27 protein-coding genes are annotated in these 22857 nt (G+C 69.1%); 13 read left to right on the top strand and 14 right to left on the bottom strand.

Annotated features, from left to right (window positions below; translation table 11 throughout):
* The first annotated feature begins 24 nt into the window (after positions 1–24).
* Entirely contained in the window at positions 25–660 is a 636-nt protein-coding gene (coaE, locus tag L978_RS12720) for a dephospho-CoA kinase (RefSeq protein ID WP_047523549.1), read from the top strand.
* Here coaE and L978_RS12715 read toward each other — a convergent pair.
* From L978_RS12715 to L978_RS12705, 3 genes are read right to left on the bottom strand one after another with little or no spacing between them, the layout of a single operon-like run.
* A complete protein-coding gene (locus tag L978_RS12715; protein WP_047523548.1) occupies positions 635–1552 on the bottom strand; it encodes an NAD-dependent epimerase/dehydratase family protein in 918 nt (305 codons plus the stop codon). The genes coaE and L978_RS12715 overlap by 26 nt on opposite strands.
* Positions 1549–2331, bottom strand: coding sequence for a MaoC/PaaZ C-terminal domain-containing protein (locus tag L978_RS12710; protein WP_047523540.1), 783 nt, complete (start codon positions 2329–2331; stop codon positions 1549–1551). Before L978_RS12710 ends, L978_RS12715 begins: the two co-directional genes overlap by 4 nt.
* On the bottom strand, positions 2328–3230 hold the full coding sequence (locus tag L978_RS12705; RefSeq protein ID WP_047523538.1) for an SDR family oxidoreductase: 903 nt from the start codon (positions 3228–3230) through the stop codon (positions 2328–2330). The genes L978_RS12710 and L978_RS12705 overlap by 4 nt, the downstream gene beginning before the upstream one ends.
* A gap of 166 nt (positions 3231–3396) precedes the next feature.
* On the opposite strand from L978_RS12705, the gene L978_RS12700 reads away from it, so the two are divergent.
* The 4 genes from L978_RS12700 to L978_RS12685 are packed head-to-tail and all read left to right on the top strand — an operon-like array spanning position 3397 to position 6834.
* Positions 3397–4155, top strand: a complete 759-nt coding sequence (locus L978_RS12700) for an enoyl-CoA hydratase family protein (RefSeq protein ID WP_047523536.1) — start codon at positions 3397–3399, stop codon at positions 4153–4155.
* Positions 4152–5018, top strand: a complete 867-nt coding sequence (locus tag L978_RS12695) for a CoA transferase subunit A (protein ID WP_047523532.1) — start codon at positions 4152–4154, stop codon at positions 5016–5018. The genes L978_RS12700 and L978_RS12695 overlap by 4 nt, the downstream gene beginning before the upstream one ends.
* On the top strand, positions 5015–5764 hold the full coding sequence (locus tag L978_RS12690; protein ID WP_047523526.1) for a CoA-transferase subunit beta: 750 nt from the start codon (positions 5015–5017) through the stop codon (positions 5762–5764). The genes L978_RS12695 and L978_RS12690 overlap by 4 nt, the downstream gene beginning before the upstream one ends.
* The gene (locus tag L978_RS12685; RefSeq protein ID WP_047523524.1) at positions 5761–6834 is read left to right on the top strand and encodes an NAD(P)H-dependent flavin oxidoreductase; all 1074 of its coding nucleotides are present in this window, start codon (positions 5761–5763) and stop codon (positions 6832–6834) included. Before L978_RS12690 ends, L978_RS12685 begins: the two co-directional genes overlap by 4 nt.
* Positions 6835–6942: 108 nt before the next feature.
* Here L978_RS12685 and L978_RS12680 read toward each other — a convergent pair whose 3' ends face one another.
* From L978_RS12680 to L978_RS12670, 3 genes are read right to left on the bottom strand one after another with little or no spacing between them, the layout of a single operon-like run.
* A complete protein-coding gene (locus L978_RS12680; RefSeq protein ID WP_047523522.1) occupies positions 6943–8094 on the bottom strand; it encodes an acetyl-CoA C-acetyltransferase in 1152 nt (383 codons plus the stop codon).
* 20 nt (positions 8095–8114) lie between these two features.
* Positions 8115–8903 carry an SDR family oxidoreductase gene (locus tag L978_RS12675; RefSeq protein WP_047523520.1) on the bottom strand — a complete coding sequence of 263 codons (789 nt, stop codon included), beginning with the start codon at positions 8901–8903 and terminating at the stop codon, positions 8115–8117.
* Complete coding sequence (locus L978_RS12670; protein WP_047523518.1) at positions 8900–10066, bottom strand: acyl-CoA dehydrogenase family protein; 1167 nt, start codon at positions 10064–10066, stop codon at positions 8900–8902. The genes L978_RS12675 and L978_RS12670 overlap by 4 nt, the downstream gene beginning before the upstream one ends.
* Before the next feature lie 105 nt (positions 10067–10171).
* On the opposite strand from L978_RS12670, the gene L978_RS12665 reads away from it, so the two are divergent.
* Genes L978_RS12665 through L978_RS12650 form a run of 4 tightly spaced genes read left to right on the top strand, consistent with a single transcriptional unit; the run spans position 10172 to position 14278 of the window.
* Positions 10172–11038 carry an enoyl-CoA hydratase gene (locus L978_RS12665; RefSeq protein ID WP_047523516.1) on the top strand — a complete coding sequence of 289 codons (867 nt, stop codon included), beginning with the start codon at positions 10172–10174 and terminating at the stop codon, positions 11036–11038.
* Positions 11035–12204 (top strand): acyl-CoA dehydrogenase family protein, encoded by a 1170-nt coding sequence (locus L978_RS12660; RefSeq protein ID WP_047523514.1) that lies wholly within the window; start codon positions 11035–11037, stop codon positions 12202–12204. The genes L978_RS12665 and L978_RS12660 overlap by 4 nt, the downstream gene beginning before the upstream one ends.
* Positions 12201–13169, top strand: a complete 969-nt coding sequence (locus L978_RS12655) for an acyl-CoA dehydrogenase (RefSeq protein WP_231555061.1) — start codon at positions 12201–12203, stop codon at positions 13167–13169. The genes L978_RS12660 and L978_RS12655 overlap by 4 nt, the downstream gene beginning before the upstream one ends.
* Positions 13169–14278, top strand: coding sequence for an acyl-CoA dehydrogenase family protein (locus tag L978_RS12650; RefSeq protein WP_047523512.1), 1110 nt, complete (start codon positions 13169–13171; stop codon positions 14276–14278). The genes L978_RS12655 and L978_RS12650 overlap by 1 nt, the downstream gene beginning before the upstream one ends.
* A gap of 12 nt (positions 14279–14290) precedes the next feature.
* On the opposite strand, the gene L978_RS12645 is transcribed toward L978_RS12650, so the two are convergent.
* The 5 genes from L978_RS12645 to L978_RS12625 are packed head-to-tail and all read right to left on the bottom strand — an operon-like array spanning position 14291 to position 16653.
* Entirely contained in the window at positions 14291–14548 is a 258-nt protein-coding gene (locus L978_RS12645; protein WP_047523510.1) for a type II toxin-antitoxin system RelE family toxin, read from the bottom strand.
* On the bottom strand, positions 14545–14808 hold the full coding sequence (locus L978_RS12640; RefSeq protein WP_197055665.1) for a type II toxin-antitoxin system Phd/YefM family antitoxin: 264 nt from the start codon (positions 14806–14808) through the stop codon (positions 14545–14547). Before L978_RS12640 ends, L978_RS12645 begins: the two co-directional genes overlap by 4 nt.
* Positions 14809–14858: 50 nt before the next feature.
* Positions 14859–15299: a nuclear transport factor 2 family protein gene (locus tag L978_RS18405; protein WP_197055664.1), complete on the bottom strand. Its 441-nt coding sequence runs from the start codon at positions 15297–15299 to the stop codon at positions 14859–14861.
* Complete coding sequence (locus L978_RS12630; RefSeq protein ID WP_052193696.1) at positions 15296–15913, bottom strand: gamma carbonic anhydrase family protein; 618 nt, start codon at positions 15911–15913, stop codon at positions 15296–15298. Before L978_RS12630 ends, L978_RS18405 begins: the two co-directional genes overlap by 4 nt.
* Positions 15913–16653, bottom strand: coding sequence for an SDR family NAD(P)-dependent oxidoreductase (locus L978_RS12625; RefSeq protein ID WP_047523503.1), 741 nt, complete (start codon positions 16651–16653; stop codon positions 15913–15915). Before L978_RS12625 ends, L978_RS12630 begins: the two co-directional genes overlap by 1 nt.
* 55 nt (positions 16654–16708) lie before the next feature.
* On the opposite strand from L978_RS12625, the gene L978_RS12620 reads away from it, so the two are divergent.
* Positions 16709–17146: a VOC family protein gene (locus L978_RS12620; protein ID WP_047523501.1), complete on the top strand. Its 438-nt coding sequence runs from the start codon at positions 16709–16711 to the stop codon at positions 17144–17146.
* Here L978_RS12620 and L978_RS12615 read toward each other — a convergent pair.
* Together L978_RS12615 and L978_RS12610 are read right to left on the bottom strand one after the other, a co-directional pair.
* Positions 17140–18018, bottom strand: coding sequence for an aldo/keto reductase (locus tag L978_RS12615; protein ID WP_231555060.1), 879 nt, complete (start codon positions 18016–18018; stop codon positions 17140–17142). The genes L978_RS12620 and L978_RS12615 overlap by 7 nt on opposite strands.
* On the bottom strand, positions 18015–18737 hold the full coding sequence (locus L978_RS12610; protein WP_047523500.1) for an SDR family NAD(P)-dependent oxidoreductase: 723 nt from the start codon (positions 18735–18737) through the stop codon (positions 18015–18017). The genes L978_RS12615 and L978_RS12610 overlap by 4 nt, the downstream gene beginning before the upstream one ends.
* Positions 18738–18829: 92 nt before the next feature.
* On the opposite strand from L978_RS12610, the gene L978_RS12605 reads away from it, so the two are divergent.
* Complete coding sequence (locus L978_RS12605) at positions 18830–19696, top strand: CoA transferase subunit A (RefSeq protein ID WP_047523498.1); 867 nt, start codon at positions 18830–18832, stop codon at positions 19694–19696.
* Complete coding sequence (locus tag L978_RS12600; protein WP_047523492.1) at positions 19693–20442, top strand: CoA-transferase subunit beta; 750 nt, start codon at positions 19693–19695, stop codon at positions 20440–20442. Before L978_RS12605 ends, L978_RS12600 begins: the two co-directional genes overlap by 4 nt.
* 13 nt (positions 20443–20455) lie before the next feature.
* Here the strand turns inward: L978_RS12600 and L978_RS12595 are convergent, their stop codons facing one another.
* Positions 20456–21067, bottom strand: a complete 612-nt coding sequence (locus L978_RS12595; protein ID WP_052193694.1) for a TetR/AcrR family transcriptional regulator — start codon at positions 21065–21067, stop codon at positions 20456–20458.
* 110 nt (positions 21068–21177) lie between these two features.
* On the opposite strand from L978_RS12595, the gene L978_RS12590 reads away from it, so the two are divergent.
* On the top strand, positions 21178–22779 hold the full coding sequence (locus L978_RS12590; protein WP_081997041.1) for an AMP-binding protein: 1602 nt from the start codon (positions 21178–21180) through the stop codon (positions 22777–22779).
* Positions 22780–22857 lie beyond the last annotated feature (78 nt).

The raw sequence follows: 22857 nt of genomic DNA, 5'->3' as shown, positions 1-22857 counted from the left end.
TCGCAGGCACGTTCTTCATCCCGCATGCACCACACTTCGATCCTCGTCGGACTCACCGGTGGCATCGCCGCGGGCAAGAGCACCGTCGCTCGTGAACTGACGGCCCTCGGTGCGCGCATCGTCGACGGCGATGCGGCAGCACGTGACGTCGTCGATCCTCGGACGCCCGGCGGGGCTGCGCTCGTGCGTTCGATCGCCGAACTGCTCGACACCGACGTGCTCGCCGCGGACGGCACCCTCGACCGCGCCGTGGTGAGCGCACGAGTCTTCGGCGACGCCGACCTCCTCCGTCAGTACAACGCACTGCTGCGCCCGGCGATCCTCTCCGAAGTCGGGGCGAGGATCGAACGCGCCCGGCGGACACCTGGTGTCGTCGTCCACGAGATCCCGTTGCTGAGTCGCACGACGGCGCCGCTGCCGTGGACCTACGGCCTGATCGTGACGGTCGAGGCAGCGGAGGACATTCGGCTCCGGCGCCTGCAGGACGGACGCGGATACGCCCGCGCCGAAGCGGAGCGCCGCATCCGCGCTCAGGGTGAGGAAGTCGATCGGATCGCGATCGCCGACGTCGTCCTGCGCACGGACGGCACCCTCGAAGAGACGCGGAGCGCGACCGCATCGCTGTGGGAGCGTCTCACCGCAGATCGTCCACCGCGGTGACGATCTCGACGAGTGACCGTTCGACGTCGTCCTGGGCGTAGCCGAGCAGCGCCGTCTCCGCGGGGTCGGTGTCGTAGGAGATCACCGCACCACGCCCCTGGACGATGAACCGATCGGGGAGGAACGGATGCTCCTGGTCTCGCTCCTCGATCACGCTCCCGCTGCCTGCGGCGTCCGCGAGCAGCTGGAAATACTCGCGGTAGGTGAGATTGCGATCCCCGATCAGATAGGCGCGACCCGCCTCTCCCCCATCGAGCGCGCCCTGCACGGCCTGTGAGAGCGAGCGCACCGACATGTAGTTCGTGCCACCCGGAGGAGCGAACAGTTCTGGATCGGCGAGTTCCCCGCGCGTCCACGCGATCATGCGTGCGAAGCGACGCATCCCGCGCTCATCGGCGCCCACGATCGACGGCGGGTTCAGTGTCATCGCCGCGAAGCCGGCACCACTCAACGCCCGCGTGCGCTCATCCGCATCCCGGCGTGCGGCGACATACGGGATGCGTGCCGTCCATTCCGGATGCAGATGGTGATAGTAGCTGCCGACCTGCACGAAGCGTCCGACACCCGCAGCCTTGGCCTGCGCGGCGAACTGCGGCACACCGACACTCTGCGTGCGCGCCCAGAACGCATCGTCCTCTTGTTCAGCGGGAACATGACGGATGTCGTTGCCGGCCGCGAACACGATCGCGTCGAAGCTCTCCAGCATCCGCGGCGACGTCCCGGGATCCGTGTAGTCCCCCTGGAGCCGCGGCATGCCCCGCACCGCGCGCGGATCTCGGTCCGATGGATCCCGACGCGCCATCACTGTGACGTCGTCGCCTCGGGCGGCGAGGTCGGCGGCGACATGGCTGCCGATCATCCCGGTCGCTCCGACCACCAGCACCCGGCTCATGCGAACACCGCCCGGCCGTCGGAGATCACGGGTACGCCATCGCGTCGGAGTTCGAAATCGCCGTCGGGCCATGATTCGACCTCGAGCGTGTCGCCGGGGAGCACCGGCCCGCTGAAACGGCCCTGCAGCGCGGTCAGGTCAGCCGGATGCGCCCCCTGCTCCGTGGCGAGCACCAAGGTGGTCGAGGCGAGGGTGCACAGCCCCTGCAGGATCGGCCTCGGCTGCCCGATGCGAGCCGACGCCTCCGGATCGATGTGGATATGGTGCCGGTCACCGGTCAGGCGGTACAGGGCTGCCTGCGTCGGGAAGGTCCGGACCACGGCGCCGATGCCCGCAGGACGTGTCACGGGCGCAGTCCGCGACGCACCGCGCTCTCCGCCGAAGCCGCCGAGACCGGGGGCGAACAGCGACCACGTGGCGGTGAATTCCTCGCACTCGACGATCACGTCGAAGATCGCCGCCGAGCCCTTGTCCCAGACTTCGCCGACCCGGCCCGAAAGTCGCAGCGCACCGGTGCGGGGCAGTGGCCGACGCACCTCGAGCGTCTGCGAACCGTGCACGGCCCGGTCGTCGAACGCGCCGGCGCCGGCGAGGACATCGGGTGCCCATTGCGCAAGCGTGAGGCCGAACGTCGGCAGCACCCGCAGCCGGTCTTCGAAGACGAGGTCGAGGTCGGTGGCCTGCGCGCCGACGGCGAGCGCATAGAGGATGACGTCCTTCTCGTCGTACCCGATGGTCCGCTCGCCGAGGTCGCGCCCTGCCCAGTCCGCCGCGCTCATGCGCCGTACACCGCCTCGGGTGCGGTGCCTTCGGTGACGAGCGCCCGGACGGCATCGCCGACCTCCGCCGCCGACCAGCGTCGATCGAGTTCGCGGACTGCGCCGTGTCGCCACCCCTCTTCGAGGCAGATACGGCCGCCCTCGACTTCGATCACACGGCCACTGATCGTGCAGTCGGCACTCGCGAGCCACGCCACCACCGGCGAGACGTTCGCAGGATCCATCCGGTCGAAGCCGCCATCCGGTGCGGCCATCGCGTCGGCGAAGGGCCCCTCGGTCATCCGCGTGCGCGCGGAGGGGGCGATCGCGTTGACGGCGACGCCGTAGCGTCCGAGTTCAGCCGCGGCGACGAGGGTGAGAGAAGCGATGCCGCCCTTGGCAGCCGAGTACGCCGCCTGCCCGATGCTGCCTTGAAGGCCGGCTCCCGAGGAGGTGTTGATGACACGCGCGAGGGGCTGCCGTCCTGCCTTGGATTCCGCACGCCAGTATGCGCTTGCGTGGCGAAGCGGGGCGAAATGACCCTTCAGATGCACGCGGATGACCGCATCCCATTCGTCTTCGCCGGCATTGACGAGCATCCGGTCACGCACGAATCCGGCGTTGTTGACGAGGATGTCGAGACGGCCGAAGGTGGACACGGCTTGCTCGACGAGCTCTGCGGCTTGGCCGAAGTCCGCGATGTCGGCGCCGTTGGCCACGGCGTCGCCGCCCGCAGCACGGATGATCTCCACGACCTCCTGCGCAGGACCGACCGAGACTCCGGCACCGTCCAACGTCGTGCCGAGGTCGTTGACCACGACCGCGGCACCCTGCCGAGCGAGTTCGAGAGCGTGCTCGCGGCCGAGGCCGCGCCCCGCCCCGGTGACGATGGCGACGCGGCCTTCGAGGATTCCTGCCATGAGTCGACTCTCCTTTGAGGCTGTGGCTGCTGCGGACCGCTCTGAGAGCGGTGGATGCACCCGATGCTACCAACCAAGCAATTGCTAGGGCAAATGCCACAAGGAGTCACCCTGCAAACCAAGCAAGTGCTAGGGTGACTTGAGCAAACGTTAGGTTAGGTGTCCGATGACGATCACTTCCACCCTGCATCCTGACGGTGTCCGCACCGTCACGATGGACTATCCGCCGGTGAACGCGCTGCCCGTGGCCGGGTGGTTCGATGTCGCCGCGGCGATGCGCGAAGCCACAGCCGATGCCGAGACACGCGTCGTGATCCTGCGGGCGGAAGGGCGGGGCTTCAACGCCGGCGTCGACATCAAGGAGATGCAACGCATCGAAGGCTTCTCCGGCATCCTCGGCGCGAACCGCGGTTGCTACGAGGCCTTCAAGGCGATCTATGAGTGCGCGGTGCCCGTGATCTCGGCGGTCAACGGCTTCTGCCTGGGCGGCGGTGTCGGGCTCGTCGGCAACAGTGATGTGATCGTCGCCTCCGATGACGCCACCTTCGGTGTCCCCGAAGTCGACCGGGGCGCACTCGGCGCAGCGACTCATCTGTCACGACTCGTGCCGCAACACATGCTGCGCTCGATGTATTACACGAGCCGCACCGTCACGGCGCGACGGCTGGAGGAGTTCGGCTCCGTCGCCGCCGTCGTGCCGCGCGACGAGCTCGACGCCACCGCTCTCGCCCTCGCCCAGGAGATCGCCGCCAAGGACCCGCGCGTCATTCGTGCGGCCAAGGAGGCGCTGAACGGCATCGACCCGATCGACGTCAACCGCAGCTACCGGTTCGAGCAGGGGTTCACCTTCGAGCTCAATCTCGCCGGGGTCGCGGACCAGCATCGCGACGCTTTCGTCGCGACCGGCGAGAACCTCTCGACATGAGCGTCGTGGCCTCCTCTCCCACGGAGGTCGCATCGTTGATCCACGACGACATGACGATCGGGATCGGCGGATGGGGCTCCCGTCGCAAACCGATGGCCCTCGTGCGACAGATCGTGCGCTCCGGCGCTCGCCGACTGCGCATCGTCAGCTTCGGCGGCCCCGACGTCGGCATCCTCTGCGCCACCGGACAGGCCGCCGAGATCGTGCACGGCTTCGTGTCGCTCGACAGCATCCCGATCGACCCGCACTTCGCGTCCGCGCGCCAGTCCGGCGCGGTGCGCAATGTCGAGTACGACGAGGGGATGCTGGTCGCCGGACTCCGTGCCGCCTCCCGCAGGCTCCCCTTCGAGGTCACCCGTTCCGGGGCGGGCTCGGACGCCGTGACCCGCAATCCCGATATCCGCACGGTCACCTCGCCATACGCCGACGCCGAGGTGCTGGTGGCGATGCCTGCCGTACCCCTCGACCTCGCGCTGCTGCACCTCGACCGCGCGGACGCGTCGGGGACGGCCGTGTGCCTCGGCCCCGACCTCTACTTCGACGACCTCCTCGCGGGGGCCGCGGCGCGGACCGTGGTCAGCGTGGAAGCCGTGGTCGACACGGCCGAACTGGTCGTCGACGCCGGGCCCACGGCCTCGGTCCGCGACCGCACGCTCACCGCCCTGGTCGTCGTGTCACCCGGAGGCTCGGGGTTCACCGCCCACCCGCCGCACACCGCAAGGGACGAGCATCTCCAGCGTGCGTACGCGGAGTCCGCCGCTTCCCCCGCCGCGTGGGCCGACTTCCGTGCCCGGTTCGTCGACGTCGATGACGATGCGTACCGCGCCTCGGTCGCGGCCTTCCACACGAGGCCGTCGTCATGACCGCCACCCGCGCCGAGGTCGCCGCGGTGGCCTGCAGCGACCTGTTCCGCGGCGCCGGGACGATCCTCGCCAGCACCGTCGGCATCGTCCCCACGATCGGCGCTCGGTTGGCGCGCCTGACCCACGCACCCGACCTGCTCCTCAGCGACGGCGAAGCGACGCTGTACGCCGACACACCCGCCGTGGACGAGCCGTTCCGCGAACCCGAGGCGCCCTTCCCCTACGCACGTCTGTTCGAGCTGATCGCCCGAGGCCGCCGCCACGTCGTCATGGGCGCCGCACAGATCGACCGGCAGGGCGACCAGAACCTGTCCGCCATCGGCGACCGCGACCACCCGAACCGGCAACTGCTGGGCGCGCGGGCCGCGGCGACGAACACGGTGAACCACGCCACCAGCTACTGGATCGCCCGGCACAGCCCCCGCGTGTTCGTGGAACGGGTCGACGTCGTCACCGGCGTCGGCCCCGCACGCGCACGAGCCGCCGGTGCCGACCGGTTCCAGGACCTGCGGCGGATCGTCACCGACCTCGCGGTGCTCGACTTCACCGGGCCCGCCGGCTCCGTCGCGCTCGTGAGCCTGCATCCGGGTGTCGCGCTCGATCAGGTGACGGCGGCCACCGGCTTCCCCGTGCACATCCCCGCCGACGTCCCCGAGACCCGGCTCCCGACCGACGAGGAGCTCCGCCTCGTGCGCGAGCGACTGGACCCCCGCGGACTCCGCGACCGAGAGGTGACCGCATCATGACCACACCCCCACAGCTGTCCACAGCGCTCACCCGAGTCACGGGCGTCGATCATCCCATCGTGCAGACCGGCATGGGCTGGGTCGCCGGCGCCCGACTGGTCTCCGCCACCGCACGGGCCGGCGCCCTCGGCATCCTCGCCTCGGCGACCATGACGTACGACGAGCTCGAACGGCAGATCATCGAGGTCGCCGAACGCACCGACCGTCCGTTCGGCGTGAACCTGCGGGCGGATGCCGGCGACGCGGCGGAGCGTGTCAAACTCCTCATCCGTCACGGTGTCAAGGTGGCGAGCTTCGCCCTCGCACCCCGTCGCGAACTCATCGAGCGGCTCAAGGAGAACGGCGTGGTGGTGATCCCCTCGATCGGCGCGGTGCGCCATGCGGAGAAGGTCGCCGCGTGGGGCGCGGATGCGGTGATGGTGCAAGGCGGCGAGGGCGGCGGCCACACCGGTGCGGTGCCGACGTCGATCCTGCTGCCCTCCGTGGTCGCCGCGGTCGACATCCCGGTGATCGCGGCCGGTGGCTTCCACGACGGACGGGGCCTCGCTGCCGCGCTCGCCTATGGAGCCGCCGGCGTCGGAATGGGCACGCGGTTCTTGCTCACGAGCGACAGCGCGGTGCCCGAGGCGATCAAGCAGCGCTACCTCGGCTTCGGGCTCGACGGCACGGTCGTCACCACCAAGGCCGACGGGATGCCACACCGGCTGCTGCGCACCGAGTTCGTCGAGGACCTCGAAGGCCGCGGCGGACTGCGCCGACTCGGCCCGACGCTGCGACGCTCCCTGGAGTTCAAGAGGATGTCGGGGCTGAGCTGGCCCCAGATGGTCAAGGACGCGGTGTCGATGAAGAAGGCGACCGGTCGTTCCTGGGCGCAGATGACACTCGCCGCGAACACCCCGATGCTCCTCAAGGCCGGCCTCGTCGAGGGCGATACCCGAGCCGGGATGCTCGCGGCGGGCCAGGTGGTCGGCATGATCGACGACCTGCCCAGCTGTGAGGAGCTCGTCGATCGGGTGGTGCGCGACGCCGTCACCCACCTCCGTACCGCTGCGTCCTGTCTCCTCGACTGAGGCCTCCCCCGGGCTTCGATCGCCGAGACCCCTCTCACGCGCCGAGACCCCTCTCCGCCGGCATTGGCAGAGAGGGGTCTCGGCGGGAACTGGGGGTCTCGGCGTCGTTCAGAGGCGCTCGATGATCGTGGCGTTCGCCAGGCCACCGCCCTCGCACATGACCTGCATGCCGTAGCGTCCGCCGGTACGCTCCAGCTCGTTCAGCAAGGTGGTCATGAGCCGGGTGCCGGTCGCGCCGATCGGGTGCCCGAGCGCGATGCCGCCACCGTTGACGTTGAGCTTCTCGCGCGGCACCCCGGTCTCCTGCAACCAGGCGAGCACGACGGACGCGAACGCCTCGTTCACCTCGAACAGATCGATGTCGTCGAGCGACATCCCGGAACGCTCCATGGCGTAGTGCGTCGCAGGGATCGGAGCCGTGAGCATGAAGACGGGGCTGTCGCCACGCACCGACATGTGGTGGATGCGCGCCCGTGGCGTGAGGCCATGGTCCTTGACCGCCTGCGCGCTCGCGACGAGCACCGCACTGGAGGCGTCACTGATCTGTGACGCGACCGCAGCCGTCAACCGCCCGCCCGGAGTGAGCGTCTGGAGCCCCGCCATGCGCTCGAGGGAGGTGTCGCGGCGCACACCCTCATCGTGGTCGAGGCCGTTCAGCGGCGCGATCTCGTTCACGAACCGCCCTTCGTCCTGGGCCACGGCGGCGCGCTGGTGGCTCTCCAGGGCGAACTGCTCCATCTCCTCCCGGGAGATGTCCCACTTCTCGGCGATCATCTCGGCACCCACGAACTGAGAGATCTCCTGGTCGGGGTATCGGGCCTGCCAGCCCGGCGACTCGGCGAACGGTGTCGTGAAGCCATAGGCCTCGCCCGCGACCATGGCCGAGGAGATCGGCAGCTGAGACATGTTCTGCAGGCCGCCCGCGATGACCAGGTCGTTCACTCCGCTCATCACGGCCTGCGCGGCGAAGTGCACCGCCTGCTGACTCGACCCGCACTGTCGATCGATCGTGACCCCCGGCACATGCTCGGGAAAACCTGCGACCAGCACGGCTGAACGACCGACGTTGCCGGACTGACCGCCGATCGTGTCGGTCGCACCGATGATGACGTCATCGAGCGCACCGGGGTCGATGCCGGTGCGCTCGACCAGCGCCCGCAGACTGTGCGCCCCGAGGTCGGCCGGATGGATGCCCGAGAGCGAGCCGCCGCGCTTGCCGACCGGCGAGCGGACCGCGTCGACGATGTATGCCTCTGCCATGTTCTTCCTTCTCTCTGAACTCACGCGTGCTGACTGCTGACGGCGACGACCTCGCCGGTCATGTAAGAGGAGTATGCGCTCGCGAGGAACACCATGACGTTGGCGACCTCCCAGGGTTCCGCCGCCCGCCCGAACGCTTCTCGGGCCTTGAGCTCTTCGAGCAGCTCGGGCGAGGTGACCTTCTCCAAGAACGGATGCATCGCCAGACTCGGCGAGACCGCGTTGACGCGGATTCCGTGCGGGGCGAGGTCCATCGCAGCGCTGCGGGTCAGCGCCATCACCCCGGCCTTCGCGGCGGCGTAGTGTGCCTGCTCGACCTGCGCCCGCCAGCCGATGACCGAGGCGTTGTTCACGATGACTCCAGCCGTGCCTGCCGCGACCATACGCCGACCCACGGCGCGGATGCACCGGAAGGTACCGGTGAGCGTCACGTCGAGCACCTTGTCCCACTGCTCGTCGGTCATGTCGAGGATCGGCACCGAGCCGCCGAGCCCCGCGTTGTTGATCATGACGTCGATGGGGCCGCCGTCTTCCGCGAGGTCGAGGAACGCCGTGATCTGCTCCTCGACGGTCACATCGCACACGGCCGTGCGCACCCGATCCGCCCCGAATCGATCACCGAGCTCCTGCTGCGTCTCGGCGAGGCGACCGGCATGCGTGTCGCCGAGGACGACGAGCGCCGCCCCTTCCTCCAGGCAGCGGATCGCCGCGGCCTGGCCGATGCCGGCGCCGGCGGCGGCCGTGATGACGACACGCTTCCCGGTCAGCAGTCCGTGGCCAGGAACGTACTCGGGTGCGGTGGGGATCATGGGCGGGCCTCTCGGGGCAGGCCGAGCATACGCTCAGCGATGACGTTGCGCTGGATCTCGTCCGAGCCGCCGTAGATCGTGTCGGAACGGCTGAACAGGAAAAGCGTCTGGAGGTCGTCGAGCGCATAGTCCGCACCGACGAGGAGGGAAGCGGGACCGGCGATCTCCATCGCGAGCTCGCCGAGCGAGCGGTGCCAGTTGGACCACAGCAGCTTCGTGACCGAAGCACCGTCGCCCTGCTCGCCGCCGAGCGCGCGCAGGGCGTGCTGTCGGATCACTTCGAGGTCCATCCTCGCCCGGACCAGCCGGTCGCGGAGCACGGCGTCGTCGATCGCACCGGTGCGCGTGGCCAGGTCGATCACCGCATCCAGCTCGCGGCGGAACGCGATCTGCTGGGCCAGGGTCGACACGCCCCGCTCGAAGCCGAGCGTCGCCATCGCGACTTTGAAACCGTTGCCCTCACCACCCACGACGAGGTCGGCGGCGGTGCGGGCATCGTCGAAGAACACCTCGTTGAACTCGCTGGTGGCGGTCAGCTGCAGGATCGGGCGCACCTCGACGCCGGGCTGATCCATCGGCACCAGCAGGTACGACAGCCCCTGATGGCGGGTGGAGCCGGGTTCGGTGCGTGCGATCACGAAGCACCAGTCGGCGTGCTGGGCGAGCGAGGTCCACACCTTCTGCCCGGTGATCGACCATTCGTCGCCCACGCGTTGCGCCTTGGTGGACACCGCAGCGAGGTCGGAACCGGCACCCGGCTCGGAGTATCCCTGGCACCAAAGCTCTTCGACGGCGACGATGCCGGGCAGGAACCGGGCCTGCTGCTCGGCGGTCCCGTGAGCGATGAGGGTCGGTCCGAGCAGTTCTTCGCCGAGGTGGTTCACCCGCGCCGGCGCATCCGCCCTGGCGTACTCCTCGTGGAAGATGACCTGCTGCGCGATGCTGAGTCCGCGCCCGCCGTGCTCGACGGGCCAGGCGACGCACGTCCAGCCTGCGGACGCCATGTGGCGGTTCCATTCCAGCCGCGCCTCGAAGTCCTCGTGCTCCCGTCCGGATCCCCCGCGGCCGCGCAGGTCGGCGAAGCGGCCGGCGAGGTTCTCGTCCAGCCAACCGCGGATCTCGGCGCGGAACCGCTCATCCGCGTCGTGCTGCGTCGCGTCCATCGGTGCTCCTCATCGAGTCATGGTCTTCGGCATGCCGTTCACGTATAGTATCAATAAACCAAGCGATTGTTTGGTTGATCGCAGGAGTTCAGAGAGGAACCCGTCATGACCGTCGAATCCGCCGACGCCGTGGTCACCTACGAGGTGCGCGGGGCGACCGCGATCATCCGCTTGAACCGCCCTCAGTATCGCAACGCGCAGAACTCCCGGGTCACCTACGCGCTCGACGCCGCCTTCACCCGCGCCGTCGACGACGACTCCGTCAAGGTCATCGTGCTCGGCGGCAACGGCAGACACTTCTGCGCGGGCCACGACATCGGCACACCCGAGCGCGACATCGACCAGAGCTTCGAGCGCAAGGCCGTCATCTGGTGGGACCACGTGGGCGCTCAAGGCGTCGATTCCCGCTTCGCGCGCGAGTCGGAGGTGTACCTCGGCATGTGTCGGCGCTGGCGCGAGATCCCGAAACCCGTGATCGCGATGGTGCAGGGCGCCTGCATCGCCGGCGGCCTCATGCTCGCGTGGTCGTGCGACTTCATCGTCGCCGCAGACGACGCGTTCTTCCAGGACCCTGTCGTGGCGATGGGCATACCGGGAGTCGAGTTCTTCGCGCACCCCTGGGTGACCAACCCCCGCGCAGCCAAGGAGATGCTCTACACCGGCGACCGGATGCCGGCCTCGCGTGCACACGAGCTCGGAATGGTGAACCACGTCGTCCCGCTCGAGGAGTTGGAGGAGCGGACGCTCGAGATCGCGGAACGTATCGGACGAATGCCACGGCTCGGACTCGCACTGACCAAGAAGGCAGTCAACCAGGCCGAGGATCTGCAGGGCATGCGCGCCGGAATGGACTCGGTGTTCGGGCTGCATCACGCCGCCCATGCGCACAACGCCGAGGTCGGCGGAGACTCCCTCGGCGGGGTCGATGTCCGATCGATCAAGGCCGACGCCGCACGCGGAGGAGAGAAGTGAACCTCGATCTGACTCCGGAACAGGAGGCGTTCGCCGCGGAGGCGCGCGCCTGGCTCGACGTGCATGTGCCGAAGAACCCTCTGCCCTCGATGGACACCGAGGCCGGGTTCGCCGCGCACCGCGAGTGGGAGGCCACGCTCGCTGCCGGTCGATGGTCGGTCGTGTCCTGGCCGGAGCGGTACGGCGGTCGCGATGCGGGAATCACCGAATGGGTGCTGTTCGAGGAGGAGTACTACCGCGCCGGTGCGCCGACGCGCGTCGCGCAGAACGGGATCTCACTCCTCGCACCGATCCTGTTCGAACACGGGACCCCCGCGCAGCACGAACGGTTCCTGAGACCGATGACCGACGGATCGCTGATCTGGGCGCAGGCCTGGTCGGAGCCGGGCGCCGGCAGCGACCTCGCCGCGATCCGCAGCACCGCACGCCGCGACGACGCCCGTGGAGGGTGGGTGCTCAACGGCCAGAAGATCTGGAGCTCGCGGGCGGTGTGGGCCGATCGCGGCTTCGGACTCTTCCGCTCGGACCCCGAAGCGCAGCGGCATCACGGGCTCACCTATTTCCTGTTCCCGATGGACGCCGAGGGCATCACCGTGCGGGCGATCGCACAGCTCGACGGCACGACCGGATTCGCGGAGATCTTCTTCGACGACGTGTTCGTACCCGATGCCGACGTGCTGGGCGCTCCGGGCGACGGCTGGCGCGTGGCGATGAGCACGGCCGGGAACGAGCGCGGGCTCTCACTGCGCGCCCCCGGACGCTTCCTTGCGGCGACCGACCGCCTGATCGCACTGCAGTCCGAGCGTGGAGCACCGACGGAAGATGATGCCGTCGTCGACTCGTGGATCGGCGCCGAGGCCTACCGGCTCTTCACGTGGCAGACCGTCAGCACGCTGCTCGAAGGAGGGACCGTGGGCGCGGAGGGCAGCGTCAACAAGGTGTTCTGGTCCGAGCTCGACGTGCACATCCACGAGACGGCGCTGCGCATCCTCGGCCCGGAGGGTGAGCTGCGGGGTGCCTCCGCGGTCGACGGCGGGCGCTGGGTCGACGACTACCAGTTCTCCCTCGCCGGCCCCATCTACGCCGGAACGAACGAGGTCCAGCGCAACATCATCGCGGAGCGGATCCTCGGGCTCCCCCGCGGCGGAGACGGAAGGCGCGCATGATGCGGTTCCTGCCCACGGAAGAACAGCTCGCATTCGCAGAGGCGATCGACGAGATCGTCGAGGGGAGCGGCGGCGCGGACGTCGCACGCAGCTGGGCTGACGGCGACACCGCCCCGGGCCTCGCTCTCTGGGAGCAGTTCGCCGAACTGGGCCTGCTCGGCCTGCGCGTCAGCGAGGAGACGGGTGGTTTCGGCGGCACGCTGAGCGATCTCGTGGTCGTGTTCGAGCGACTGGGGTACCACGGCGTTCCCGGCCCGTACCTCGAGACGGTCGCCCTGCTTCCCGGGCTGGTGGACGACGACACCAGGAGCGAACTCGCCGCCGGTGCGCTCGCGACGGCAGCAGTCGACGGCACAGCTCCCGCCGCGCTCGACGCTGCCCTCGCCTCACACCGATATCTCGTGCGCGACGGCGCACTGCACCACGGCGTGGCCGGAGACGAGCTGACTTCGGTCGCACCGACTCGGCGGCTCGCACGGCTCACTCCGACCGGCGACGCCGTGCCGCTCGGTCCCGGTGCGCTGGACGCAGCGCTCAACGAGGCGAGTCTCGCCGCTGCGGCGACCCTGGTCGGTGCCGGGGAGCGGATGCTGGCGGAAGCGGTGTCGTACGCGAAGGTGCGCGAGCAGTTCGGTCGCCCGATCGGCGAGTTCCAGGCACTCAAACACCAGCTGGCGGATGTGCGCATCGCGCTGAGCTTCGCGCGGCCGTTGGTGTGGAGTGCCGCGCTCCGTGCCGATGAGCCCGATGAGGACCGGGCGATCTCCGCCGCGAAGGTAGCCGCCGGCGATGCGGCCGTGCTCGCTGCGCGAACCTCGTTGCAGGTGCATGGCGCGATCGGCTACACCGCCGAGCACTCGCTGCGGATCTGGCTCGGCCTCGCCCCCGCACTGAGCGCGGCCTGGGGTACTCCCGAGTTCCACCGGGCGCGCATCGCCCGCAATATCCTCCCGAAGGAGCGGTGATGTCGTTCGAACCCGACGAAGACCAGCAGGAGCTCGTCGCTCTCGTACGCGGCCTCCTGAACCAGCGTGCGGACAGCGCGGCGAACCGGCGCGCACTGGAGAGCGCGGAGCGCTTCGACGTCGGCCTGTGGCGTCTGCTCTGCGAAGAGATCGGCATCGCCGGCATGGCGATCCCCGAGGAGTTCGGCGGGGCCGGGTTCACTCTGCGGGAAGCGCAGCTCGTCCTGGAGGAGGTCGGATACTCCCTCGCCCCCTCTCCCTATCTCGGCTCGGTCGCGATCGCCGCGCAGGCGATCCTCGCCGCGGGCGACGTGGATGCCGCTACGCGACTCCTGCCCGCCATCGCGGAGGGATCCTCCTCGGCGGCGCTCGCCTGGGCCGCCCCCGACGGACGCTTCACCCCGGACCGCGTCGACATCCGCGCCGAGGACGGCGATGGCTGGAGACTCAGCGGCACGTGCGGGTTCGTGCTCGACGGCGCCCTCGCCGATGTACTGCTCGTGATCGCGCAGACGAGGGAAGGCCCGCGGCTGTTCGAGGTGACCGACCCTGCGGCCGTGGTGCGCGAGGACACCCCCACCATGGACCAGACGCTCCGCCTGGGGAGGCTCTCGTTCGACGAGGTGCCGGCGCGCCCGCTCGGTACCGCCGATCCCGCGATGTGGGAGACCGTACGCGCGCTCGCCCTCACGGCGATCAGCGCCGTGCAGGCGGGAACCGCGTCCCGGGCGCTCGAAGAGACCGTGGCGTACGCGAAGCAACGGGTGCAGTTCGGTCGCGCGATCGGCTCGTTCCAGGCGATCAAGCATCGTCTGGCCGACATGCACGTGCAGGTCGAGGTCGCCCGCACGGCGTCGCGCGCGGCATCCGACGCCCTCGCCGAAGGGGCCGTCGACCGATTCGAGCTCGCGGCTATTGCCAAGGCCACCGCGTCAGACGCGCTGGAACACGTCGCGGCCGAGATGATTCAGCTGCACGGCGGGATCGCGATCACCTGGGAACACGACGCGCATCTGGTCTTCAAGCGCGCGCACTCCCTGGGTCAGCTCTTCGGCACCGCGCGCGAGGAGCGCGAGCGCGCGGGGAGCTGGGCGCTCGCGAGCCGATGATTCGCCGTCACCTCAGCGTTCGTGGACGTCACGGCGATGCCCGGCATGGACAATCACGACCGTGAGCATGCGGTCTTCGATGCGGTACAGCACGCGATAGTCGCCGCTCCGCACACGCCATTCCGGTCGCGCTGAGAGCTTCTTGGCGGCCGGAGGGCGCGGATCCTCGGCGAGCAGTTCGATCACGGCCTCCACGCGACGCTTGGCCTCGGGCGGAAGCTTGCGGATCGTACGGACGGCGACAGGGAGGATCTGAACCGAATATGTCACGGAGTCAGTCCGAGGTCGCGCCTGACCTCATCCCAGGGGATCGGAGTCTCCCCCAGGCGGTCGGTCTCTTCCCACGCAGCGTCGACCGCACGGATGTCGGCGAGCTCCTCGGCATCCTCGAGAAGCCGCTCCAGGAAAGAGGCATCCACGACGGCAGCGACCGCATGGTTGCGTCGCGTGAGGTAGACGGGCTCGGTGCGCGCTTCGTCGATGATCGATGCGAGGCGTCCGCGGGCATCGGTGATAGCGACCTGACTCATGCCGCTCATCTACGTTTTGCGCGATAATGCCCCGAGAAGCGCGGGCCACTTCAGCGTCGCAACGCCGCCTGCTCCGTCCAGTCGGTGTACTTGCGCCGCTCCTGGAAGAGCCATCGTCCGTCGAGTCGCACGAATGTGTCGTCGTAGCGATCAGCGAGCGTGAAGCGCACCCGCCCCTCCCCCGTCTCGCTGATGTGGTGTGACATGCAGGTGGTGTGCGCCCGCGCGGTGCCTCCGCCGATCTCGACATCGCTCGGCGACAGCGTATGAGTCGTCACGGTGAACGCGGCGAGCGCGCTGAATGCCGCGATCAACTCCTCCTGGCCCTGCGGCGATTCGGCGGGTTCTTCGGCGCGCGGACGGAACATCAGCATCCGCCCGTCCTGCACGAACAATCCCGCCATCTCCGTGAAGCGCCGCTGATCCGCGAACCGCGCGTAGCGGGCGATCACGCGGGTGATGGCGAGCCAGTCGGCGAATCCCTCGCTCACGAGGCACCCCCGGCGCGGTGACGGTGCAGCGGGGTTGCCGCCTCCGCCGACCACGAGGTGCGACGACGGTCCGGCTCGACAGCGGCGAGCGGCTCGACGGGCCGAAGGGTCTCCCGGCTGCGGCGGGCGAGCTCCTGGTAGATCCGCACGCCGTTGCGCTTCCAGGCGAGCGCCTGTTCGTCAAGCGGGCCGACCACGCGCGCGGGCGTGCCGAGCGCTTTCGTCCTCGGGGGGATCACGGTTCCCGCCATCACGACAGCGCCGGCGCCGAGGAGTACCTCCGCCCCGATCTCCGCGCCGTCGAGCACTGTGGCACCGATGCCGATCAGCGCGAACGATCCGATGCGACATCCGTGCAGCACGGCCCCATGCCCGACGTGACTGTTCGGCTCGAGCACCGCATCGGCGCCGGGGAAGGCATGGATGACACAGGAATCCTGGACGTTCGAACCTTCGCCGACGAGGACCCGCCCGAAGTCGCCTCGCAGACTCGCGAACGGTCCGATGTAGCACCCGGGACCGATGATGACGTCGCCGATCAGGCTGGCAGTCTCGTGAACGAACGCAGTCGGATGCACGACAGGCACGACCCCGTCGAAGGCATAGCCGGGCATCAGGCGACCTGACCGCCGTCGATCACGAAGTCCTGCCCGGTGCAGTAGCTGCTGGCGGAGCTGGCGAGATACGCGACCAGATTCGAGATCTCCTCCGGGCGACCGGCCCGAGGGATCGGGATGCGCGAGATGAAACCCACTCCTGCACGCGTGTCCTCGGTGATCATGGGGGTGTCGACCGCGCCGGGGCACACGGTGTTCACGCGGATCCCGTTGTCGGCGAGCTCGCGGGCGAGCGCGCGCGAGACGCCGCGCAGACCCCATTTCGACGCAGAGTAGGGGACGCGGTTGGCGTATCCGGCGACACCGGCCGTGGACGCGATGTTGACGATGGACGCCCCCTCGCCGAGGAGCGGGAGCAGAGCCTGGACGCCGAGCATCGGTCCGATGAGGTTCACATCGAGGGTGAGGCGGATGACCCGCTCCGGGGTTTGCGCGAGCGGGCCTTCGGGACAGAAACCGGCGTTGTTGACGAGCACGTCGACGCGCCCGAACCGCTCCTTCGCGGCCTCGGCGACCCGCGCCCACGCGTCGGCCGAGGAGACATCGTGCGCGAGACCTATGGCTCGCTCCCCGAAAGCTGCAGCGACGTCGGCGACGGCCGCACCGTCGAGGTCGGTGAGCACGAGGTCGGCGCCGAGCTCATGGAAGAGCGCGGCGTGTGCGCGACCCTGTCCGCCCGCAGCCCCGGTGATCACGGCGACGCGGCCGGTGAGATCGATGACGGGCTTTGCATTCATGTTGTTCCTCCGCGATAGTTAGCAAACAAGCATTTGGTTAATTGAGGGAGACAGGATGCCGCGACTGCATCACATCGGGATCACGGTGGGCGACACGGCGACCGCGACCGCCTTCTACCGGACCGCGACCGACGGCGAGGTCATCGGTCCGCTCGTCAAGAGCGGTCCCGCCGTCGAGGCCGCCACAGGCTATCCCGGCGTCGAGATCCTGCTGACGTTCATCCGTCTGGCGGATGGCGTCTTCCTCGAGCTCGCCGAGTACCGCGGCGCGGACACCCCGCGCATCGATCCCGTCAACGGGCACACCGGCGCCGCGCATCCGGCCATCGTCGTGATGGACATCGAGGCGAGTCTCGCCCGCCTGGCAGCACTCGGACACCATCCGCTGTCGCCGACGATGACGGCGACAGCGGGCCCCCTCGAGGGCTACCGCTACGTGTACGTCCTCGGCCCGGATGACGTGCGCGTCGAGCTGCTGCAGGAACCTCACTGACCCACTCCCCGGAGTCCCGTGCCGAGCAGGCGCAGATCGTCGTCATCCAGCGCGAGGTCGACCGAAGCTGCTGAATCGCGCACGCTCTGGGCGCGACTCGCTCCCGGAATCGGGATCAGAATCGGCGAGAGGGACAGCAGCCAGGCCAGCACCACCCGCTGCGGACTCACTCCGTGCCGCTCGGCGACCACCCCGGCGGAGGCGGCAGTGCCGCCGAGCTCCTTGGCCGCACGCATGCCGCCCAGCGGGCCCCAGGCGAGGAAGGCGAGTCCGAGTTCCTCGCAACGGCGCAGCACAGGTTCACTCGACCGCTCCTGCACCGAATACTCGTTCTGGACACTGACCAGGGCATCGCCGAGCACGCGCCGCGCGATATCCAGCTGCGCCACATCCACATTCGAGACGCCGACCCGCATCACCACGCCCTCGTCCACGAGCTGCCGCATCGCCCCCATCGATTCCTCGAAAGGCACGCGCACATCGGGCCGGTGGTGCTGATACAAGGGCAGCGCGTCGAGACCGAGCCGCTGCGCCGACGCCCGGGCAGCGGCAGCCAGATGCCCCGGCGAACCGTCCACCCACCAGGTCGCGGCCGGTCCGCGCGTATGCCCGCCCTTGGTCGCGATCACCACGCGCTCGAGGGCATCCGGATGACGTCGCAGCGCCTCGATCAGAGCGCACTCGTTCACCCCCATCTCTCCCGTGGGTCCGTACGAGTCCGCCGTGTCGAACAGCGTGATGCCGGCATCCACCGCGGCATGCACAGCCCGGACGCCTCGCTCGACATCGGCATCGGGCACCTGCGTCAGAGTCATCGCCCCCATGCCGACGGCCGAGACCCGCAGGTCTCCGATCGCACGGTTCGGCATCATCGCCCCACGACCGTCCATCCCCCGTCGACGGGGAGGCACTGCCCGATCACGTGCGTGGCGTCGCGCAGCATCCACACGATCGCGCCGGCGATCTCGGACGGATCCGCGAGGTGTCCGCGAGGCGTCCGCCGCTCCACCGCCGCCAGGTCGTAGCCCCCGTCGACCATGTCCTGCACCATCGGGGTCAGCGTGTGCCCCGGGGCGACGGCGTTGACCCGCACACCGAGCGGCGCCCACTCCACGGCGAGGTTCTCCATCAGCTGACGCTCCGCCGCCTTCGCGGGCCCGTAATCGGCCTGGTTCGCCCAGCCGCGGTACGCCGTCGTGGACGACACCAGGACGATCGAGGCCGGCGCTCCGTCGAGGCGCCGCACCAGAGCACGAGAGACCGCGAGCGTGCCGACGACATGCACGTCGTAGAGCAGGCGCAGGCGGTCGAGGTCGATCTCCAGGGCAGGCACGAACGCACCGCGGATGCCGTGGCAGGCGACCAGTCCGGTCACGGAGCCACGGGCCCATGTGCGCCCCATCGCCGCCTCGACCGCCGCCTCGTCGCGCAGGTCCACGACCTCCGTCTCGACCCCGGGGCGCCCACTCGACGCGAGATCGAAGACGGTCACCCGACAGCCGCGGTCGAGGAGCAGCTCGACGACCGCGGCACCGATGCCACTGGCACCACCGGTCACGATCACGTGGTCACCTGTCGACTGTCGCGCCATATGCAGCTCCCTCGCTGTTCACCCTTCCGGGCATGCTACTGTGATTCCCAAACAAGCGCTAGGTTTAGCGCCGGTCGCGCGAAGGAGCGGGGATGTCGGACAAGCGGTTGAGCATCGAGGAGGCGGTCGCCACCATCGAGAGCGGTATGACGATCGGCATCGGCGGCTGGGGGTCGCGGCGCAAGCCGATGGCCCTGGTGCGCGAAATCCTCCGTCGTGACATCACCGACCTCACCGTCGTCGCCTTCGGCGGGCCGGATGTCGGCCTGCTCGCCGCCGCCGGCCGCATCCGTCGCCTGGTCTACGGCTTCGTCTCGCTGGACAGCATCCCGCTCGATCCGCTGTTCACCCAGGCGAGGGAGCGCGGCGGACTGGAGATCGAGGAGTACGACGAGGGCATGTTCGTCGCCGGGCTCCGCGCAGCGAGTGCCCGGCTCGACTTCCTGCCGATCCGTGCCGGCCTCGGCTCTGACGTCCTGCCAGCCAACCCGCATCTGCGCACCGTGCAGTCGCCGTATTCCGATGCCGAGTACGTGGCGATGCCGGCCCTGCCGCTCGACGTGGCCCTGGTGCACGTGAACCGTGCCGACGAGCAGGGCAACGCGCAGTACCTCGGGCCCGACCCGTACTTCGACGATCTCTTCGCGATGGCCGCCGATCGCACCATCGTTTCGGCCGAGCGGGTCGTCCCGACGTCCGCACTGCTCGACGAGGGATCGTTCCACACACTCCTCTTCAGCCGGATCTACGCGTCGGCGGTCGTCGAGGCCCCGCGCGGCGCGCACTTCACGACCTGCGCCCCCGACTACGACCGCGACGAGGCCTTCCAGAAGCACTACGCCGTCTCCGCCAAAGACCCTGAGGCGTGGGCCGAGTTCGAACGCACCTTCCTGCACACCGACGAAGCCGGCTATCAGGCCGCCGTCACACGCTTCCACACCGACCGAGGAGAGTCATGACCACCGCCACGATCGCCGAGATCTGCATCGCCGCGTGCGCCGACACCTACCGGAACTCCGGAGAGATCCTCGCGCACGCGGTCGGCATCGTCCCGGCACTCGGAGCACGCCTCGCGAAGCTCACGACCGCTCCCGACCTCGTTCTCAGCGACGGCGAAGCCTTCTTCCTGAGCGGCCCTCCGCGACCGGGAGAGCCGGACGCCCCGCAGCCGACGATCGAAGGGTGGGCGCCCTTCCGCCGGATCTTCGACATCCTCGCGACCGGACGCCGTCAGAGCATGATGGGCGCCAGCCAGATCGACCGCTTCGGCAATCAGAACATCTCCCTCATCGGAGACTGGGCGCGGCCGACCCGACAGCTTATCGGCGTGCGCGGGGCACCGGGAAACACCGCGAACCACAGGGTGGACTACTGGATCTCACGCCATAGCCCGCGTGTGTTCGTGCCCTCGGTCGACATGGTCTCCGGCGTGGGCAACGACCGCGCCCGCGAAGCGGGACTCGACCACCACCACCTCGGCGTGATCGTCACGAACCTCGCGGTGCTCGGCTACGACGAAGAGGGCGCCGTCACCGTGCTCTCGATCCACCCCGGAGTCGACCCGCAGAAGGTGGCGGACGGCACGGGATTCGCGCTCGATGCCTCGGATGCACCGCTCACCCGCACGCCCGACGCGGAGGAGCTGCGTCTGATCCGCGAGGTGCTCGACCCGCGCGGCACCCGGACGCGCGAAGTCGCCGACTGACGCGGCGGCCAACTCAGTCGGCGAGGAGACCCTTGTGGAGCAGATCCAGGAAGTTGTCGGTCAGGGTCGAGGCGGTGTGTCCGCGGCCCGGCCGATACCAGGCGACGGTCGACCAGACGGCGTCGCGGATGAAGCGGTACGCGATCGGGGCGTCGATCGAGTCGCGGAAGACGCCGACCTTCTGCCCCTCGGTGATCTGCGCCAGCCAAAGCGCCTCGATGCGCTCACTGTTCTCTCCGAGGAACTCGAAGCCCGGTTGGCGCGCAAGGAAGGACAGCTCGTTCTGGTAGAGCCCGACCGCGTCGGGCTGACTCTCGATCGTCGCGAAGGCGTGCGCGATCAGCTTGTCGAGGATGTCGCGCGGACTCCCCCCTTCCGCGACGATCTCCTCGAAGCGACCGAGCAGCCCGCTCATGAAGCTGTGGAGGATCTCCTGCAGGATCGCTTCTTTGGAGGAGAAGTGGTGATACAGGCTGCCCGACAGGATGCCTGCTTCATCGGCGATGTCGCGGACCGTCGTGGCGGAGTATCCGCGCTTGGCGATCAGGCGCGCGGCGATCGAGATGATCTGGTCGCGGCGTTCGGAACTCTGCTCCTGCCGGCCCCCGCTTTTGGTCGTTGCCATTACTGCTCCTTCACAGAGAATCTCACAAGCGCTTGTTCAAGTGTGCCGCATGCGAGCGTTTTCCCGAAACGTCCACTCGGAGTGTACGCATGATATTGGAAAGGACGTCCATGACAGTCTCGGAAGCCACGACCGTGCCCGCCCTCCTCGCCGAGATGGCGACGCTCGGGGTGCATCCGGCCATCGTCGACGGAGACGTCGTCATCAGTTACGCGGAGTTGCAGGATCACGTCCGCGGAGTCGCCCGCGCCTACCTCGCGCACGGCATCGAACCGGGCGACCGGATCGGGCTCTGGGCTCCGAACCGGCACGAGTTCATCCTGGCGATGCTCGGTGCGCAACTGGTCGGCATCGCCGTCGTGCCTCTCAACACCCGCTTCACCGGGCACGAGGCCGCCGAGATCCTGGCGCGATCCCGTGCCACCGGGCTGGTGCTGGCAGACGGGTTCCTCGGCAAGTCCTACAGCTCCGCCCTGCGCGGCGCCGCAGCCGAGCGCGGCACCGACGGCCCGATCTTCCCGGGGCTCCCCCACTTGCGCACCGCCGTCACGATCGATGGTGCGGGCGGTGACGGCGTCGTCTCCTGGACGGACTTCCTGACCGCGGGCGTCGCGGTCACGGAAGACCGCGTGACCGCCGCCACGGATGCCGTGACCCCCGACGACATCATGGACGTGCTCTTCACCTCGGGGACGACCGGGGTGCCGAAGGGCGTGCTGAGCGCGCATCGGCAGACGCTCTCCGTCGCTCGCGCCTGGGGGCGGGGCGCGCAGTTGAGCCCGGCGGACCGCTACGCCGTCGTGAACCCCTTCTTCCACGGGTTCGGCTACAAGGCCGGGATGATCACCTCGCTGATGGCGGGCGCGACGATCTACCCCGTCGCCATGTTCGACGCCGACCGACTGCTCGAGCTCGTGCAGTCTGCGCGCATCAGCGTGCTTCCCGGCGTGCCGACGATCTTCACCTCCCTCCTCGACCACCCGCGGCTCGGCGAATACGACCTGTCGTCGTTGCGGTTCGCGATCGCCGGTGCCACGGCGGCTCCCGCGACGCTCTTCCACGACATGGTCGACATCCTCGGATTCGAGACGGTCGCCCAGGCGTACGGCCTCACCGAGTGCGTGGTCGCCACCCTCTCGCGCCACGGCGAATCCCTCGAACACACTGCACACACGACCGGCCCGGCGGTCGAAGGCGTCGAGATCCGCGTCGTGAACGAAGACGGCGCGGATGCCGGGCTCGATACCGACGGGGAGATCCTGCTGCGCGGTCCCAACGTCATGCTGGGGTACTTCGAGGATCAGGCAGCCACGGATGCCGTGCTCGACCCGGACGGCTGGTTCCACACCGGCGACGTCGGCCGCCTCGATGAGCACGGATGCCTGAAGATCACCGATCGACTGAAGGACATGTTCATCGTCGGCGGCTTCAACGTCTATCCTGCCGAGGTCGAGAACGCCCTGCGCAGGCATCCGGCCGTGAACGAGTCCGCCGTGATCGGAGTCGACGACCACCGCCTCGGCACGGTCGGCCGCGCCTACGTGCTCCTGCTGCACAATGCGACTCCACGACCGGACGCCGCGGAGCTCGAGGCCTTCTGCCGCACGCACCTGGCGAACTTCAAGGTGCCGCGCGAGTTCGTCTTCGTCGAGGACTTCCCCCGCAACGCCACCGGGAAGATCCTGAAGTCGGAGCTCCGCGCCCACGCCTGACCTCCGTCCCCCTCCCGGCGGCCGTGCGAGTGCAGAAACGCGCCTCCGCAGGCGCAAGGAGGCGCGTTTCTGCACTCG

The sequence above is a fragment of the Microbacterium sp. ZOR0019 genome (genome assembly GCF_000800925.1).
Lineage (GTDB): Bacteria > Actinomycetota > Actinomycetes > Actinomycetales > Microbacteriaceae > Microbacterium > Microbacterium aurugineum.
Note: the sequence above shows the minus strand (reverse complement) of the source record. Positions and strands in the feature narration are given on the sequence as shown.